Source organism: Xanthobacter cornucopiae, assembly GCF_043195065.2.
Taxonomy (GTDB): Bacteria; Pseudomonadota; Alphaproteobacteria; order Rhizobiales; family Xanthobacteraceae; genus Xanthobacter.
On sequence record NZ_CM195531.1, the window covers coordinates 1,570,876 to 1,586,934 of the forward strand.

The following is a 16,059-nucleotide window of genomic DNA, read 5'->3' on the forward strand; positions in this document are numbered from 1 at the left end:
CCCCGTCCGGCCCCTTGTTCGGCCCGCCCGGGCCGCCGCAGCGAGTGCCTCATGTCCACGCGCTATTCGTTTCTCAGCCTCATTTCCAATGCGCTGAACGGCCAGAACGGCTGGCATCCGGCGTGGCGGGATGCCCATCCCCGGCCCGCCTATGACGTCATCATCGTCGGCGGCGGCGGCCATGGCCTGGCCACTGCCTATTACCTCGCCAAGGAGCACGGCATCCGCAACGTGGCGGTGCTGGAAAAGGGGCACATCGGCTCCGGCAACGCCGGGCGTAACACCACCATCATCCGCTCCAACTACCTGCTGCCCGGCAACGAGCCGTTCTATGAGTGGTCCATGAAGCTGTGGGAGGGCCTGGAACAGGAGCTCAACTACAATGCCATGGTCTCCCAGCGCGGCATCATCAACCTCATCCATTCCGACGCCCAGCGCGACGCCTATGCCCGGCGCGGCAACGCCATGCGTCTCGCCGGCGCCGATTCGCGGCTGCTCGGCGTCGACGAGGTCCGCGCGCTCTGCCCGTTCCTGAATTTCGACAACGCCCGCTTTCCCATCAAGGGCGGGCTGATGCAGGCCCGCGCCGGCACCGCCCGCCATGACGCGGTGGTGTGGGGCTATGCCCGCGGCGCCGACCGGCTGGGCGTGGACATCGTGCAGAACTGCGAGGTCACCGGCTTCATCCGCGAGCAAGGCGCGGTGGTGGGGGTGGAAACCACGCGCGGGCCGATCCGCGCGGCCAAGGTGGGCCTTGCGGTGGCCGGATCGAGCTCCCGCCTCAGCCGCCACCTGGACCTGCGGCTACCGATCGAAAGCCATGTGCTGCAGGCGTTCGTCTCCGAGGGGCTGAAGCCGCTCATTCCCGGCGTCATCACCTTCGGCATGGGGCATTTCTACGTCAGCCAGTCGGACAAGGGCGGCCTTGTCTTCGGCGGCGACATCGACGGCTACAATTCCTATGCCCAGCGCGGCAACATGCCTGTTGTGGAGGACGTGCTGGAAGGCGGCATGGCCTTGATGCCCATGATCGGCCGCCTGCGGCTGCTGCGCTCCTGGGGCGGCCTCGTGGACATGTCCATGGACGGCTCGCCCATCATCGACGTCGGCCCCCTGCCCGGCCTTTACCTCAACGCCGGCTGGAACTACGGCGGCTTCAAGGCAACCCCGGCCTCCGGCTGGTGCTTCGCCCACACCATCGCCCGCGACCGCGCCCACGACCTCAACGCCGCGTTCCGCCTCGACCGTTTCCGCTCCGGCCATGTCATCGATGAGAAGGGGGTCGGCGCGCAGCCGAACCTGCACTGAGCCATGCGCATTCCCTGTCCCTATTGCGGGTCTCGCGACGCCCACGAGTTCGCCTATCTGGGCGACGCGACCCTCACCCGCCCCGACCCCGCCGCGCCCGACGCCGCCGAGGCGTTCCATGCCTATGCCTATCTGCGCACCAATCCGGAGGGCGCGCATCGCGAGCACTGGTACCACGCCAACGGCTGCCGCCGCTGGCTGGTGGTGACGCGCAACACCAAGACCCATGAGATCCTCGGCGCCGCCTTCGCCGGCACCGACAAGAGCGAGGTGCCGGCATGACCCGTCTGGCCTCCGGCGGCCTCATCGAGCGCGGCCGCACCCTGTCCTTCACCTTCGACGGCGTCGCCTACCAGGGCCACCCCGGCGACACCCTGGCCTCGGCCCTGCTCGCCAATGGCGTGCGGCTGGTGGGCCGCTCCTTCAAGTACCACCGCCCGCGCGGCATCTTCACCGCCGGCTCGGAGGAGCCCAACGCGCTGGTGGAGCTGCGCGCCGGCGCCCGCAAGGAGCCGAACACCCGCGCCACCACGGTGGAACTGTTCGACGGTCTTCAGGCCGCAAGCCAGAACCGCTGGCCGTCGCTGGAGCACGACGTGCAGAGCGTGAACGGCCTGCTCGCCCCGTTCCTGGGCGCCGGCTTCTACTACAAGACCTTCATGTGGCCGGCGGCGTTCTGGGAAAAGCTGTACGAGCCGGTGATCCGCCGCGCGGCAGGCCTCGGCGCGGCAGCGGCCCAGCCCGACCCGGACACCTATGAAAAGGCCTTCGCCTTCTGCGACGTGCTGGTGATCGGCGCCGGCGCGGCAGGTCTGGCAGCGGCGCTGGCGGCGGCGCGCTCGGGAGCGCGGGTGATCCTGGCGGACGAGGATTTCCGCCTGGGCGGCCGCCTGCTCACGGAAGAGGCGGCCATCGACGATGCCCCGGCGCGCGACTTCGTCGCCCGCGCCGAGGCGGAGCTCGCCAGCCTGCCGAACGTGCGGCTGATGCCGCGCACCACCGTGTTCGGCGCCTATGACGGCGGCGAATATGCCTGCGTGCAGCGGGTGAGCGACCATGTGGCGGTGCCGGCTGCGTTCCAGCCCCGCCAGCGCCTGTGGCGCATCGTCACCAAGCGCGCGGTGCTCGCCTCCGGCGCGTTCGACCGGCCCATCGTGTTCCCCGGCAACGACCGGCCGGGCGTGATGACCGCCCAGGCGCTGGCCACCTATGCCCGCCGCTTCGGCGTGGGGGCGGGCGCCACCGCCGCCGTGTTCACCAACAACGATGCCGGCGTCGCCGCGGCGCTGGCCGCCGCCGGCGCGGGGGTGAAGCTCCAAGCCCTCATCGACGTGCGCGACGCCTTGCCGGAGGCGCTGGCGGCCAGGGTCAAGGCGCTGGGCGTGCGCGTCATTCCCGCCGGCGAGGTGATCGCCACCTCCGGCAAGCGCCTGCGCACCATCACCGTGCGCGGCCGGTCCGGCACCGAGACCCTGGAGGTGGAGGCGCTCGGCATCTCCGGCGGCGCCACCCCGAATCTCAACCTCACCTGCCACCTGGGCGGCCGGCCGGTGTATCGGGACGACCTCGCCGCCTTCGTGCCGGACGTCTTGCCGCCGGGCATGGCCGTGGCCGGTGCCGTCGCCGGGCAATTCGCGCTTGCCGCCTGCCTGAAGGCGGGCACGGACACGGGCGCAAGCGCCGCCGCAGACGCCGGCTTCGCCGCCAAGGCCCTGCCCGCCCCCCGCGCCGAGGACACGCCCACCGGCATCCGCGCCTTCTGGCAGGTCCGGGCGAAGGGCGATCTCGCCTTCGTGGACTTCCAGAACGACGTGAGCGCCAAGGACATCGGCATCGCCCACAAGGAGGGCTTCCGCGCGGTGGAGCTGCTGAAGCGCTACACCACGCTCGGCATGGCCACCGATCAGGGCAAGACCTCCAACATGGCCGGCCTCGCGCTGATGGCGGAGCTGTGTGGCCAGGGCATCGGCGCCACCGGCACCACCGTGTTCCGTCCGCCTTACACCCCGGTGGCCCTGGGCGTGCTCGCCGGCCACCACCGCGAGAAGGACTTCCGCCCCACCCGTCCGACCCCGACCCATGCCTGGGCCGAGACGCAGGGCGCCGTATTCGTGGAAACCGGGTTCTGGCTGCGCGCCGCCTATTTCCCCCGGCCCGGCGAAAAGGACTGGCTGGAGAGCGTCAACCGCGAGGTGAAGGCGACGCGCGAGGCGGTGGGCGTCATCGACGTCTCCACCTTTGGCAAGATCGACCTGCAGGGGCCGGACGTCGGCGCCTTTCTCGACCGGGTCTACATCAACATGTTCTCGACCCTCGCCGTCGGCAAGGCCCGCTACGGGGTGATGCTGCGCGAGGACGGGCTGGTGATGGACGACGGCACCACGGCGCGCCTCGCCGAGGACCACTATGTGATGACCACGACCACGGCCAATGCCGGCAAGGTGTTCCAGCACCTGGAATTCTGCCTCCAGGTGCTGTGGCCCGAGCTTGACGTCCAGCTGGCCTCGGTGTCCGAGCAGTGGGCCCAGATCGCGGTCTCCGGCCCGCGCGCCCGGGACGTGCTGGCCAAGATCGTCGATGGCGCCGATGTCTCCAATGCCGGCCTTCCCTTCATGGGCGTGGCGCAGACCAGCGTCCTGGGCGGCGTGGAGGCGCGCGTCTTCCGGCTCTCCTTCTCCGGCGAGCTGGGCTACGAAATCGCCGTGCCCGCCCGCCAGGGCGAGCGGCTGATGGAAGCGATCATGGAGGCGGGCCGGCCGTTCGGCATCACCCCCTATGGCACCGAGACGCTGGGCGTGCTGCGCATCGAGAAGGGGCATGTCTCCGGCAGCGAGCTGAACGGGCAGACCTCGGCCCGCGACCTCGGCCTCGGCCGCATGGCCTCCACCAAGAAGGACTATGTGGGCCGCGTGCTGGCCCAGCGGCCGGCCTTCCTGGACCCCGACCGGCCCATCTTCGTGGGCTTCAAGCCGGTGGACAGGTCCCAGCGCCTGCGTGCCGGTGCGCATTTCCTGAAGGTGGACGCCGCGCCGACCACCCACTCTGACGAGGGCTACATGACCTCCGTTGCCTATTCGCCCACCCTGGGGCATGCCATCGGCCTGGGTTTCCTCAAGCGCGGCCAGGAGCGCATCGGCGAGACGGTGCGCGCCTATGACCCGGTGCGCGGCGGGGACATCCTGGTGGAGGTGTGCGCCCCCGCGTTCGTCGATCCGGAAGGGGAGAAGCAGCGTGTCTGACCTGCTCGCGCACGTGCCCCACACCCGCCTCGTGCCCGAGGGCCACTACGGCCCGGCCGGCACCCCCGGCGTGACCGCCCGCCAGGTGCTGGGGCTGGCGGCCGCCACCCTAGCCGCCCGCAAGGGCAAGGCGGCCGATCTGGTGGCCCGCCTCGCGGGCGCCGGCATCCCGCTGGCGGATGCGCCCAAGGCGGTGTCCACCGCCGCGCTCACGGCCGTCGGCACCGGGCCGGGACGCTGGCTCATCACCGCCGAGGGCCAGACCGGGGCAACCCTGCTCGCCCGCCTCCAGACCATCTGCGGGCCTGACGCGGCCGTGACCGACCAGAGTGACGCCAACGTCGTTCTGGACATCGGCGGGGCCCATGTCCGCGCGGCCCTGGCCAAGGGCGTGGCGCTGGACCTCGACCCGCGCGCGTTCGCGGCCGGCGATGCGGCGACCACGGTTGTCTCCCACGTGGGGATCACCCTGTGGCAGACCGAGGAGGCCCCCGCCTATCGCGTCGCGGTGGCCCGCTCGTTCGCGCCCGCCTTCCTGCGCTGGCTCACCGCCAGCGCGGCGGAATTCGGCTTCGCTTTGTCCGGCACCGGCCGCGGCTGAGCCGCTCCCGTCAACACGTTCATCCAAACAGCGCCCCGCACGCCTGGACCGGCCACCCGGACGGGCAAGAGGCGCGTCACCTTCCCGAGGCTTCCATGTCCACTTCCGCCCCCAATCCCGCCGAGCACTTCATCCTGGCCCTGTCCTGCCCGAACCGGCCGGGCATCGTCGCCGCCGTCTCGACCCTGCTGTTCCAGAAGGGCGCCAACATCCTGGAGGCGCAGCAATATGACGACCAGGAGAGCGGCCGCTTCTTCACCCGCATCGTGTTCAACGTGGTGGAAGGCAACGCCACCATCGCCGAGATCCGCGACGGCTTCAAAGCCATCGCCGATACCTTCAGCTTCACCTGGACCCTGAGGTCCAAGGCGGAGCGGCGGCGGGTGCTGCTGCTGGCCTCCAAGTTCGACCACTGCCTGGCCGACCTGCTCTATCGCTGGCGCATCGGCGAAATCCCCATGGATGTCACCGGCATCATCTCCAACCACCCGCGCGAGACCTATGCCCACCTGGATTTCGACGGCGTGCCGTTCCATCACCTGCCGGTGACCAAGGACACCAAGGCGGAGCAGGAAGCCAGGATCTGGGACATCTTCCAGTCCACCAACACCGAGCTGGCGGTGCTGGCGCGCTACATGCAGGTGCTGTCCGACGACCTCTCCGCCAAGGTCTCGGGCAAGTGCATCAACATCCACCATTCGTTCCTGCCCGGCTTCAAGGGGGCCAAGCCCTACCACCAGGCCCACGCCCGCGGCGTGAAGCTGATGGGCGCCACCGCCCACTACGTGACCAGCGACCTCGACGAAGGCCCGATCATCGAGCAGGACGTGGAGCGCATCTCGCACCAGGATTCGGCCGACGACATGGTGCGCAAGGGCCGCGACATCGAGCGCCGGGTGCTGGCCCGCGCCCTGGCCTGGCACGTTCAGGACCGGGTGCTGCTGAACGGCAGCCGCACGGTGGTGTTCCACGACTGAGGGCGCGCCCGCTGCACGCCACACGGGCAGCGGACACCCTCTGAGACGCTCCATCACGAAGGCCGGTCCGAAAGGGCCGGCCTTTGCGTTTGAGGCGGCGCCAAGATGCTGGACAGACCTTCTGATACACTATATCAAAGGCCTCGGATCGAGGTGATCATGTCCGCTCACGCCCTTTCGCCGCAGCCTTCCGCCCCCTCCGGCACGCATCCGGATGCCTTGGCCGCGCATTCCCGGCCACGGGGTGCGCGGGTGGGTCCCTCGGTGCTGCGCCTGTCGCTCGCCGCGCGTCTGGCGCTGGCGGCGGCGCTGCTGGCGCCGCTGTGGATCGCAGTCGCCGTGGTGGTGCGGTGACCGGCGGGAGAACGAGCATGTCCGCGCAGATTTCCTTCCGCGACCTCACCTTGGGCTACGAGCGGCACCCGGCCGTGCACCATCTGTCGGGCGAGGTGGCCGAGGGCGCGCTGCTGGCGGTGTGCGGCCCCAACGGCGCCGGCAAGTCCACCCTCCTGAAGGGCATCTGCGGCGCGCTGCGCCCGCTCCACGGCGCGGTGGACCTGCACGGCATGTCGTCCCGCGACATCGCCTATCTGCCGCAGGGCGCGGAGATCGACCGCTCCTTTCCCATTTCCGTCTACGACCTGGTCGCCATGGGCCTGTGGCGCCGGGCCGGCCTGTTCGGCGGCATCGGCCGGGGCGATCGCGGGCGCATCGAGGCGGCGGTCGCCGCCGTCGGCCTCGAAGGGTTCGAGGACCGGCCCATCGGCACCCTGTCGGGCGGGCAGATGCAACGCACCCTGTTTGCCCGCCTGCTGCTGCAGGATGCCCGGGTGATCCTGCTCGACGAGCCGTTCACCGCCCTGGACGCCAAGACCATCGCCGATCTGGTGGATCTGGTGCGCCGCTGGCACGGCGAACGGCGCACCGTGCTGGCGGTCCTGCACGATTTCGATCTGGTACGGGCGGCCTTTCCCGAAACCCTGCTGCTGGCCCGCCAGCCGGTGGCCTGGGGACCGACCGGAGAGACGCTCGCACCCGACAACCTGCTCAAGGCCCGCCGCATGGGCGAAGCCTGGAGCGCCGACGCCGCCACCTGCGCCGTGGCGGCCTGAACCCGCGAACACCCGGGTGCCCCGGAGCGGCGCGCCGCTCCGGTCCCAGGCGCGCGACCGCGCGCCAGACCGCTTCCCACCTTTCCCTCGCACGCCCGGCGGATGCGACATGAACCCCTACGAGCTCGTCATCGCCCCCTTCGTGGAGTTCGAGTTCATGCGCCGCGCGATCGTCGGCGTGCTCGCGCTGGCGCTCGGCGCCGGGCCGCTCGGCACGTTCCTGATGCTGCGGCGGATGTCGCTGACCGGCGACGCCATGGCCCATGCCATCCTGCCCGGCGCCGCCATCGGCTTCCTGCTGGCGGGGCTGAACCTTTATGCCATGAGCCTCGGCGGGCTGGTGGCGGGGCTGCTGGTAGCGGTAGGCGCCGGCGTGGTGGCGCGGGCCACGGAGCTGAAGGAAGATGCCTCGCTCGCCGCCTTCTACCTGATCTCGCTGGCGCTGGGCGTGCTCATCGTCTCCCTGCGCGGTTCCAACGTGGACCTGCTGCACGTGCTGTTCGGCACGGTGCTGGGCATCGACAACGCCACCCTGCTTCTCATCGCCGGCATCACCACCGTCAGCCTCCTCACCCTGGCGTTCATCTGGCGGCCGCTGGTGATGGACTGCGTGGACCCGACCTTCCTGGCCTCGGTGAGCCGGGCCGGCGGGGTCAGCCACATCGCCTTCCTGGCGCTGGTGGTGCTGAACCTGGTGGGCGGCTTCCACGCCCTGGGCACCCTGCTGGCGGTGGGGCTGATGATGCTGCCCGCCGCCACCGCGCGCTTCTTCGTGCGCGACCTGAGCGCCCTGGTGGCGCTCTCCACGGCCATTGCCTTCCTCAGCGGCCTGGCGGGGCTGCTGGTCTCCTATCACCTCGGCACGCCCTCCGGGCCCTCCATCATCCTCGTGGCTGGGGTGGCCTATGGGGTCGCCGTCATCTTCGGCCCGGCCGGCGGGGTGCTCGCGCGCCTGCTGCCGGGCCGCCATCTCGAAGCCTGAAAGGACACAGCGATGCTCTCCAGACGCCTGCTCCTCGCCACCACCCTGGCCACCGCCCTGGCCGCCGGCGCGGCGGCGCCCGCCTTCGCCCAGTCCCAGCCGGACGCCAGGCTGCCGGTGGTGGCGTCCTTCTCCATCCTCGGCGATTTCGTGAAGGAGGTGGGCGGCGACCGCATCGCCCTCACCACCATCGTCGGACCCAACGGCGACAGCCACGTCTACCAGCCCACTCCCGCCGACGCGAAGAAGCTCGCCGCCGCCAAGGTGGTGGTGGTGAACGGCCTCGGCTTCGAGGGCTGGCTGGACCGGCTGGTGAAGGCCTCCGGCACCAAGGCCGAGGTGGTGGTGGCCACCACCGGCATCACCCCGCGCACCCGCACCGCCTCCGAGCCGCAGGAGGACGAGGACGCCCACGACCACGGCAAGAAGGGCCAGGACAAGGGCCACAAGGATGCCCATGGGCAACACCACGGCCCCATCGACCCCCATGCCTGGCAGTCCATCGCCAATGCCAAGGTCTACGTGGCCAACATCCGCGACGGACTGATCGCCGCCGACCCGGCCGGCAAGGACGTCTACACCGCCAATGCCGCCGCCTACATCGCCAGGCTCGACAGCCTTGAGAACGAGGTGAAGGCGACGGTGGCGGCGATCCCGGCCGGCCAGCGCCGCATCATCACCTCCCATGACGCCTTCGGCTATTTCGGCGACGCCTACGGCCTCACCCTGATCGCTCCGGAAGGCGTGTCCACCGAAAGCGAGGCCTCCGCCAAGGACGTCGCCCGCATCATCCGCCAGATCAAGGCGCAGAAGATCCCGGCGGTGTTCCTGGAGAATGTGACCGATCCGCGCCTGGTGGAGCGCATCGCCAAGGAGAGCGGCGCCAAGATCGGCGGCGCGCTCTATACCGACGCCCTCTCCGATGACAAAGGCCCCGCGACCACCTACATCCTCATGATCAAGTCCAACGTGAAGACGCTGTCCTCGGCGCTGTCGAGCTGAGAGCGTCCCGCGGACCGGCCTTCTCAACACGCGGAGCCGCTCCGCGACACCCCCGCGCCGCCCGTCCTTCCGCCGGGCGCGCGCCCATTCAGGTGCAAGCCATGGCTGAAACGCAGTCCGACAAGACCTCCGCCGGAAAAATCCCCGTCACCGTGCTCACCGGCTATCTCGGCGCCGGCAAGACCACGCTGCTCAACCGCATTCTCTCGCAGCATCACGGGAAGAAATTCGCGGTCATCGTCAACGAGTTCGGCGAGATCGGCATCGACAACGACCTCGTGGTGGGGGCCGACGAGGAAGTGTTCGAGATGAACAACGGGTGCATCTGCTGCACCGTGCGCGGCGACCTGATCCGCATCATCGACGGCCTGCTGCGCCGCAAGGGCGACTTCGACGGCATCATCGTCGAGACCACCGGCCTTGCCGACCCCGCCCCGGTGGCCCAGACCTTCTTCGTGGATGAGGAGGTGCAGGCCAAGACCCGGCTTGACGCGGTGGTGACGGTGGCCGACGCGAAATGGCTCTCCGACCGGCTGAAGGACGCCCCGGAAGCCAAGAACCAGGTGGCCTTCGCCGACGTCATCCTCCTCAACAAGACCGACCTCGTGACCCCCGGAGAGCTGAGCGAGGTGGAGGCCCGCATCCGCGGCATCAACCCCTATGCCAAGCTCTACCGCACCCAGCGTTCCGAGATCGACATCGCCAAGGTGCTGAACCAGGGCGCCTTCGACCTCGACCGCATCCTGGAGATCGAGCCCGCCTTCCTGGAGGAAGACGCGCACGACCATCACCATCACGACCATGCGCATGGCGCCGACTGCGGCCCGGACTGCGGCCACGACCATGGACATCACCACGACCATCACCACGGCTTGCACGCGGTGCACGACAGCGAGATGCAGTCGGTCTCCTTCTCCACCGACACGCCGCTGGACCCGGAACGCTTCTTCCCCTGGGTTCAGCAGCTGGTCGCCACCGAAGGGCCCAACATCCTGCGCTCCAAGGGCATCCTCTCGTTCAAGGACGATCCCGACCGGTTCGTGTTCCAGGGCGTGCACATGATCCTCGACGGCGACCACCAGCGCCCCTGGAAGGCCGACGAGAAGCGCCAGAGCCGCATCGTCTTCATCGGCCGCAAGCTCGATGTCGAGGGGCTGCGCACCGGCTTCCTGTCCTGCGAAACGGCCTGATGCCCGCTTGCGCCCCGGACGGTCCAAGGGCCGCCGGGGCGCATCCCCCACCCGGACATTCAAGAAACCCAAGACATAAGCTTACGTCATTGTCAGTATTTTAATACCTGTACCGGCCCAGCCCGGCGAAAGATGCGAATAGATCTGCTCGTTCGTGGCCTGACCACGGTCGCCATCGCACCCTGGTGCCAGCGGCGGGGCGCCGGGCGGCGGCGGCGCTTGCGGTCGCCGACATTGGGGCGCACCCTGGCAGTGATCGGGTCCCGCATGGGGCCGTCACCACAGGTGCCCCCCATGCCGCACGCCCTCACCGCCGCCCCTGATACCGCCGCCGCAGGCGTGGAAGCCGCAGACACCGTCGCCACGGCCCGCGCGCCAGACATCGACTTCTCGGGCCCCCTGCAGCCGCTGCCGGAACCACCGGTCGCCGCCGCGCCGGTGGCGCCAGACCTGTCCGGCGCGGAGCGACTGGCAGAAAGGCTGTGCGCCACCTCCTTCGCCGATCGCGCCGTCCTGTGCCCGGATCCGGCCCAGGCCGGGCGGTTCGCGCTGGAGACCCTGCGCGCCTTCCACCAGGTGGCGGGGCGCCCCAAGCGAACCCGGTTGATCCACTGCGCCGGCCCATATGCAGCCCCATTGCCCCTGGGCCTCGCCGGAGACGCCGGCATCGACACCCTGGCCACCGATGACCCGGAAGCCATCATCGGCGCCATCACCCCGAAAACGGCAGGCATTCTGCTGGCGCCGGTGCGCGCCGATTCCCCGCTGGAGGTGCTGCCGGGCGGCCTGCTTGCGGCTCTGCGCGAGGCGGCAGACGCCTACGGAATCGTCCTCGCCTATGACGAAAGCGCCTGCGGACTTGGCCGCACCGGCATGATGTGGGCCCACGAATGGACCGGCGCCAGCCCCGATCTGATGATCGTGGGCGCCGGGCTGGCGGGGCCGGCGCCGCTCTCCGCCGTGCTGACCACGGCCAAGGTCGCGCGCGGGGCCCGCCGCCTGCCGCCAGTGGACGCCGCCGCTCTCGCTGCCGGCCATGCCCGGCTCGACCGGCTCACCGCCCCCGGCTTCGAAGCACAGGTGCAGGCCCGGGGCTGGATGCTGGAGGACCGGCTGGCGCTGCTGGCCCATCAGCACCGGGCGGTGTTCACCGGCACGGTGGGGCTGGGGCTGATGCAGGGCCTGGCCTGCGTGGACGATGCCGCGCCGCTTGCCGCGAAGGCCGCCGCCGAGGGGCTGCTCACCCGGCCGCTCGGCCGGGTGCTCGGCCTGTTCCCGGCCCTGGACGTGAGCGAAGAGGAGATCGACGCCGCCGCCGCCATCCTCGCCCGCATCGCCGCGACAGTGTGAGGGCGCGCCCTTACACCGCCAGGCGCGCCGGCGCCATCTCCGGCGCCGATGCCGCCAGGGCTTCGCTGCGTGCGAACACCCGGCCGATGCCGATGACCACCGGATCGTCGTGGCCGATGCCGGCCATGCCCTGCGCCAGGGCTGCGAGCGGCCCGCTCCAGCGGCGTTCGTCCTTGCGGCTGACATTGGCGGCGATCACCACCGGCGTGTCCGGCGCCATGCCCTCGCCGAGCAGGCGGCCGGCGATCTGTGGTGCCGTGCGGCCGCCCATGTAGAACACGGTGGTGGTGGCGGGATCGGCCACCGCCCGCCAATCGAGGGTGTCCGGCAGCACACCCCGGCGCGAATGGCCGGTGACGAAGCGCACCGATTGCGCCGCATCGCGATGGGTGAGCGAGGTGTTGAGCCCCGCCGCCAGCGCGCTGGCAGTGGTGATGCCCGGCACCACGGAAACGGCGATGCCCGCCGCCTGCAGCGCCGCGATCTCCTCGCCCGAGCGGCCGAACACGGAAGGGTCTCCCGCCTTCAGGCGCACCACCCGCTTGCCCTGGCGGGCAAAGCGCAGCATCAGGGCGTTGATGTCCTCCTGGCGGCAGCTCTCGCGGCCGCCGCGCTTGCCCACCAACATGCGCTTGGCCTCGCGCCGCGCCAGTTCCAGCAGCTCCGGCGACACCAGGTCGTCGAACAGGATGACGTCGGCCGACTGCAGCGCCCGCATGCCCTTGAGGGTGAGATATTCGGCGTCGCCCGGCCCCGCCCCCACCAGCGTCACCGAACCGGCGGTCGGCGGCGCCTCCTCCAGCCGCACGGCGTCGGCATCCGGCGCGCCCGCGGCGGCGAAGGCCCGCTCGGCAAACAGCTCCCAGAACCGGCGGCGTGCAGTGGCGCCCGGCAGGCGGGCCGCCACCTGTGCGCGGATGCGCCCGGCCAGCGCTCCCCAATCGGACAGGTGGCGCGGCAACAGCGTCTCGATGCGGCGCCGGATGGCCTGTCCCAGCACCGGCGCCGCGCCATCGGTGGAGATGCCCACCACCACCGGCGAGCGATTGACGATGGAGCCGAACTGGAAGCCGCACAGCGCCGGCTGGTCGATGACGTTCACCGGCACACCCGCCGCGCGGGCGGCGGCGGCGAACCGATCCGCGTCCGGGCCGGCGAGATCGGCCACGGCCAGAACATGGGCGCCAAGATCGGCCATGCGCCAGTCCCGGCCCGCATGCCGCACGCGCCCGGCGGCGACGAGGCCGCTCATGGCCTCGCTGAGGCTGTCGGCATGCACCTCGACCACCGCCCCGGCGGCGCTGAGCAACTCCGCCTTCCAGGCGGCAGCATCGCTGCCGCCCACCACCAGCGCCGGCTTGCCCTTGAGCTGCAGGAACACCGGCAGCACCGCCAGCGGCTCCACCCGCGCCGGGCGGGCGTCGATCTCGGCCTTGCCCATGGCTGCCTCCTATTCCGCCGCGAGGTCGAGGGCCCGGAACGGCCCGTCGAGGGAGAGGAACAGGCTGCCCGCGGTGTTGCGCACCGCCCAGGTCCTCACCTGCCCCTCGTCGGCGCCCTGCGCGGCGCCGGTGTCCAGCGCGATCACCCAATTGTGCAGCGGGCAGGTGACGGAGTGGCCATGAACGATTCCCTGGGCCAGCGGCCCGCTCTTGTGGGGGCAGCGGTCGTCCAGGGCGAACACCGTGTCGTCGGCGGCGCGGAAGACCGCGATGCGGCCGCGCGGCGTGGAGACGCAGCGCGCGCCCCGCCGCGGGATGTCGTCGATATGGCCGATGGCGATCCACTGGATGTCGTGCGTGGTGGTGTCGGTGCTCATCTCGCGCCCCTCATTCCGCAGCTTCGGCGATGACCGCCATGGGCTTGAACTCATGCTTGTCCTTGCCGGAGACGCGCTCCGACCAGGGGTCCACCTGGGCGAACTTCTGGGAGAACACGAAGCGCTCGAAATAGGCCCGGCGCGCGGCTTCGTCGGTCATGATGCGGGTGCGCACCTCGTCATAGCCGATGCGCCGCGCCCATTTGTAGATGCGCTCCAGGTAGCGCGCGCCCTCGCGGTACATCTGGGTGAGCGCCACCACATGCTCGAGCGCCTCATCCTCGGTGCGCACGGTGCCGAGGATTTCCGTGCCCTTGATGTCCAGCCCCGCCGCGCCGGCGAAGTGGATTTCGTAGCCGGAGTCCACGCAGATGATGCCGATATCCTTGCAGGTGCTCTCCGCGCAGTTGCGCGGACAGCCGGACACCGCCAACTTCACCTTGGCCGGGGTCCAGGAGCCCCACATGAAGCGCTCCAGGCGGATGCCGAGCCCGGTGGAATCCTGGGTGCCGAACCGGCACCATTGCGACCCCACGCAGGTTTTCACCGTGCGCAGGCCCTTGGCATAGGCCTGGCCGGAGACAAAGCCGGCCTGGCCGAGGTCCGCCCACACCGCCGGCAGGTCCTCCTTGCGCACGCCCAGCAGGTCGATGCGCTGCCCGCCGGTGACCTTCACCATAGGAATGGCGAACTTGTCCACCACGTCGGCGATGGCCCGCAGTTCCCCGGACGAGGTGACGCCGCCCCACATGCGCGGCACCACAGAATAGGTGCCATCCTTCTGGATGTTGGCATGCACCCGCTCATTCACGAACCGCGACTGGTAGTCGTCCGCATAGTCGTCCGGATACTCGCACACGAGATAGTAGTTGAGCGCCGGCCGGCACTTGGCACAGCCGCAGGAGGTCTTCCACTCCAGTTCCTGCATCACCGCCGGAATGGTCTTCAGCCCCTTGGCGCGGATCAGCCGGCGCACGTCGTCATGGCCGAGGTCGGTGCAGCCGCACACCGGCTCCACCGTGCTCGGGCGATAGGCCTCGCCCAGGGTCAGCGCCATCACCTGCTCCACCAGCCCGGTGCAGGAGCCGCAGGAGGCCGACGCCTTGGTGTGGGCGCGCACCTCCGCCAGGGTGGTGAGGCCCTTCGACCGGATGGCGGCGACGATCCGGCCCTTGGAGATGCCGTTGCAGCCGCAGATTTCCGCGTCGTCGGCCAGCGCCGCCACCGCCGCGCCCGGGGCCTGGGTGGCGCCCCCCGCCAGCGCCCCCTGGTAGGCCTGGCCATAGATGAGGCCGTCGCGCAGGGCACCCACGTCGGTGCCGCGCTTCAGCATGTCGAAATACCAGGGGCCGTCGGCCACGTCCCCATACATCACCGCGCCGACAATGCGATTGTCCTTCAGCACCAGGCGCTTGTAGACCCCGGCCGCGGCATCGCGCAGCACGATCTCTTCCCGCCCCTCGCCATCCGCGAAATCGCCGGCGGAGAACAGGTTGACGCACGTCACCTTGAGCTTGGTGGAGGTCACCGAGCCCAGATATTCGGCCTGGCCGCCGGAGAGGCGGTCGGCCAGAACCGCCGCGCTTTCATAGAGCGGCGCCACCAGCCCGTAGCACTGGCCGCGGTGCTCGGCGCATTCGCCCAGCGCATAGATGGCCGGGTCCGAGGTGCGCATGCCGTCATCGACGACGATGCCCCGGTTGACCGTCAGTCCCGCCGCCTTGGCCAGTTGGGCCGAGGGGCGGATGCCCACCGCCATCACCACCAGGTCTGCCGGCAGCACCCGCCCGTCGTCCAGCGCCACCCCTTCCACCGCCTCGCGGCCGAGGATGGCCTTGGTGTTGGCCTTGGTGTGAATGGCGATGTCGCGCGCGACGAGGGCCTTTTCCAGCAGATAGGCGGCGGCGGGGTCGAGCTGGCGCTCCATGATGCTCGGCATGAGGTGGACCACGCTCACCTCCATGCCCTGACGCTTCAGGCCATAGGCGGCCTCCAGCCCCAGCAGGCCGGCGCCGATGACCACCGCCCGGCCGCCATCGCGGGCGATCTCCAGCATCCGCGTCACGTCGTCGAGGTCGCGATAGGCCAGCACGCCGGGAAGATCGGCGCCGGGCACCGGAATGATGAAGGGCGCCGAGCCGGTGGCGATCACCAGCTTGTCATAGCTGGCGGTGATGCCGTTCTCGGCCGTCACGGTCCTGGCCGCGCGGTCGATGTGCGTCACCTTGGCCCCCTTGTGCAGGGTGATGCCGTGATAGGCATACCAGGCCTCATCGTGAATGATGATGTCCTCGTATGCCTTCTCGCCCGAGAGCACCGGCGACAGCATGATGCGGTCGTAATTGACGCGGGGCTCGGCGTTGAAAATGGTGATGTCGTAGAGGCCGGGAGCCTTCTCGAACAGCTCCTCCAGCATGCGCCCCGGGGCCATGCCATTGCCGATGATGACAAGTTTCTGGGTCATGGGTCTGTCTCCGGG

The 16,059-nt window shown here is 70.2% G+C and carries 14 protein-coding genes; 11 read left to right on the forward strand and 3 right to left on the reverse strand.

The genetic code is table 11. The annotated features are described in order from the left end of the window. The first annotated feature begins 51 nt into the window (after positions 1–51). The 11 genes from V5F53_RS07075 (at position 52) to V5F53_RS07125 (ending at position 11,761) form a co-directional block, all read left to right on the forward strand. Complete coding sequence (locus tag V5F53_RS07075) at positions 52–1,308, forward strand: sarcosine oxidase subunit beta family protein (protein ID WP_393996662.1); 1,257 nt, start codon at positions 52–54, stop codon at positions 1,306–1,308. A gap of 3 nt (positions 1,309–1,311) precedes the next feature. Beyond that, a complete protein-coding gene (locus V5F53_RS07080; RefSeq protein WP_393996661.1) occupies positions 1,312–1,590 on the forward strand; it encodes a sarcosine oxidase subunit delta in 279 nt (92 codons plus the stop codon). Beyond that, on the forward strand, positions 1,587–4,547 hold the full coding sequence (locus V5F53_RS07085) for a sarcosine oxidase subunit alpha family protein (RefSeq protein ID WP_393996660.1): 2,961 nt from the start codon (positions 1,587–1,589) through the stop codon (positions 4,545–4,547). The genes V5F53_RS07080 and V5F53_RS07085 overlap by 4 nt, the downstream gene beginning before the upstream one ends. Further along, the gene (locus tag V5F53_RS07090; protein WP_393996659.1) at positions 4,540–5,148 is read left to right on the forward strand and encodes a sarcosine oxidase subunit gamma; all 609 of its coding nucleotides are present in this window, start codon (positions 4,540–4,542) and stop codon (positions 5,146–5,148) included. The genes V5F53_RS07085 and V5F53_RS07090 overlap by 8 nt, the downstream gene beginning before the upstream one ends. Before the next feature lie 95 nt (positions 5,149–5,243). Beyond that, the gene (purU, locus tag V5F53_RS07095) at positions 5,244–6,125 is read left to right on the forward strand and encodes a formyltetrahydrofolate deformylase (RefSeq protein WP_393996658.1); all 882 of its coding nucleotides are present in this window, start codon (positions 5,244–5,246) and stop codon (positions 6,123–6,125) included. A 159-nt stretch (positions 6,126–6,284) separates the two neighbouring features. Continuing rightward, positions 6,285–6,479: a hypothetical protein gene (locus V5F53_RS07100; protein ID WP_393996657.1), complete on the forward strand. Its 195-nt coding sequence runs from the start codon at positions 6,285–6,287 to the stop codon at positions 6,477–6,479. A gap of 17 nt (positions 6,480–6,496) precedes the next feature. Further along, a complete protein-coding gene (gene aztA / locus V5F53_RS07105; RefSeq protein ID WP_393996656.1) occupies positions 6,497–7,237 on the forward strand; it encodes a zinc ABC transporter ATP-binding protein AztA in 741 nt (246 codons plus the stop codon). A 109-nt stretch (positions 7,238–7,346) separates the two neighbouring features. Continuing rightward, the gene (locus tag V5F53_RS07110) at positions 7,347–8,219 is read left to right on the forward strand and encodes a metal ABC transporter permease (protein ID WP_393996655.1); all 873 of its coding nucleotides are present in this window, start codon (positions 7,347–7,349) and stop codon (positions 8,217–8,219) included. A 12-nt stretch (positions 8,220–8,231) separates the two neighbouring features. Next, positions 8,232–9,221 carry a metal ABC transporter substrate-binding protein gene (locus tag V5F53_RS07115; protein WP_393996654.1) on the forward strand — a complete coding sequence of 330 codons (990 nt, stop codon included), beginning with the start codon at positions 8,232–8,234 and terminating at the stop codon, positions 9,219–9,221. Positions 9,222–9,322: 101 nt separating this feature from the next. Further along, the gene (locus V5F53_RS07120) at positions 9,323–10,411 is read left to right on the forward strand and encodes a CobW family GTP-binding protein (protein ID WP_393996653.1); all 1,089 of its coding nucleotides are present in this window, start codon (positions 9,323–9,325) and stop codon (positions 10,409–10,411) included. Positions 10,412–10,705: 294 nt separating this feature from the next. After that, a complete protein-coding gene (locus V5F53_RS07125) occupies positions 10,706–11,761 on the forward strand; it encodes an aminotransferase class III-fold pyridoxal phosphate-dependent enzyme (RefSeq protein ID WP_393996652.1) in 1,056 nt (351 codons plus the stop codon). A 10-nt stretch (positions 11,762–11,771) separates the two neighbouring features. Here the strand turns inward: V5F53_RS07125 and cysG are convergent, their stop codons facing one another. The 3 genes from cysG to nirB are packed head-to-tail and all read right to left on the reverse strand — an operon-like array spanning position 11,772 to position 16,044. Next, positions 11,772–13,202, reverse strand: coding sequence for a siroheme synthase CysG (gene cysG, locus V5F53_RS07130; protein ID WP_393996651.1), 1,431 nt, complete (start codon positions 13,200–13,202; stop codon positions 11,772–11,774). Positions 13,203–13,211: 9 nt separating this feature from the next. After that, positions 13,212–13,580: a nitrite reductase small subunit NirD gene (gene nirD, locus V5F53_RS07135; protein WP_393996650.1), complete on the reverse strand. Its 369-nt coding sequence runs from the start codon at positions 13,578–13,580 to the stop codon at positions 13,212–13,214. Positions 13,581–13,590: 10 nt separating this feature from the next. Then, positions 13,591–16,044: a nitrite reductase large subunit NirB gene (nirB, locus tag V5F53_RS07140; protein ID WP_393996649.1), complete on the reverse strand. Its 2,454-nt coding sequence runs from the start codon at positions 16,042–16,044 to the stop codon at positions 13,591–13,593. Positions 16,045–16,059: the final 15 nt, after the last annotated feature.

Coding starts and splice junctions, on each gene's coding strand:
- nirB (WP_393996649.1), bottom strand. CDS start 16,044: ATGACCCAGAAACTTGTCATCATCGGCAATGGCATGGCCCCGGGGCGC.
- V5F53_RS07075 (WP_393996662.1), top strand. CDS start 52: ATGTCCACGCGCTATTCGTTTCTCAGCCTCATTTCCAATGCGCTGAAC.
- V5F53_RS07125 (WP_393996652.1), top strand. CDS start 10,706: ATGCCGCACGCCCTCACCGCCGCCCCTGATACCGCCGCCGCAGGCGTG.
- V5F53_RS07080 (WP_393996661.1), top strand. CDS start 1,312: ATGCGCATTCCCTGTCCCTATTGCGGGTCTCGCGACGCCCACGAGTTC.
- cysG (WP_393996651.1), bottom strand. CDS start 13,202: ATGGGCAAGGCCGAGATCGACGCCCGCCCGGCGCGGGTGGAGCCGCTG.
- aztA (WP_393996656.1), top strand. CDS start 6,497: ATGTCCGCGCAGATTTCCTTCCGCGACCTCACCTTGGGCTACGAGCGG.
- V5F53_RS07115 (WP_393996654.1), top strand. CDS start 8,232: ATGCTCTCCAGACGCCTGCTCCTCGCCACCACCCTGGCCACCGCCCTG.
- V5F53_RS07085 (WP_393996660.1), top strand. CDS start 1,587: ATGACCCGTCTGGCCTCCGGCGGCCTCATCGAGCGCGGCCGCACCCTG.
- V5F53_RS07100 (WP_393996657.1), top strand. CDS start 6,285: ATGTCCGCTCACGCCCTTTCGCCGCAGCCTTCCGCCCCCTCCGGCACG.
- nirD (WP_393996650.1), bottom strand. CDS start 13,580: ATGAGCACCGACACCACCACGCACGACATCCAGTGGATCGCCATCGGC.
- V5F53_RS07110 (WP_393996655.1), top strand. CDS start 7,347: ATGAACCCCTACGAGCTCGTCATCGCCCCCTTCGTGGAGTTCGAGTTC.
- V5F53_RS07120 (WP_393996653.1), top strand. CDS start 9,323: ATGGCTGAAACGCAGTCCGACAAGACCTCCGCCGGAAAAATCCCCGTC.
- purU (WP_393996658.1), top strand. CDS start 5,244: ATGTCCACTTCCGCCCCCAATCCCGCCGAGCACTTCATCCTGGCCCTG.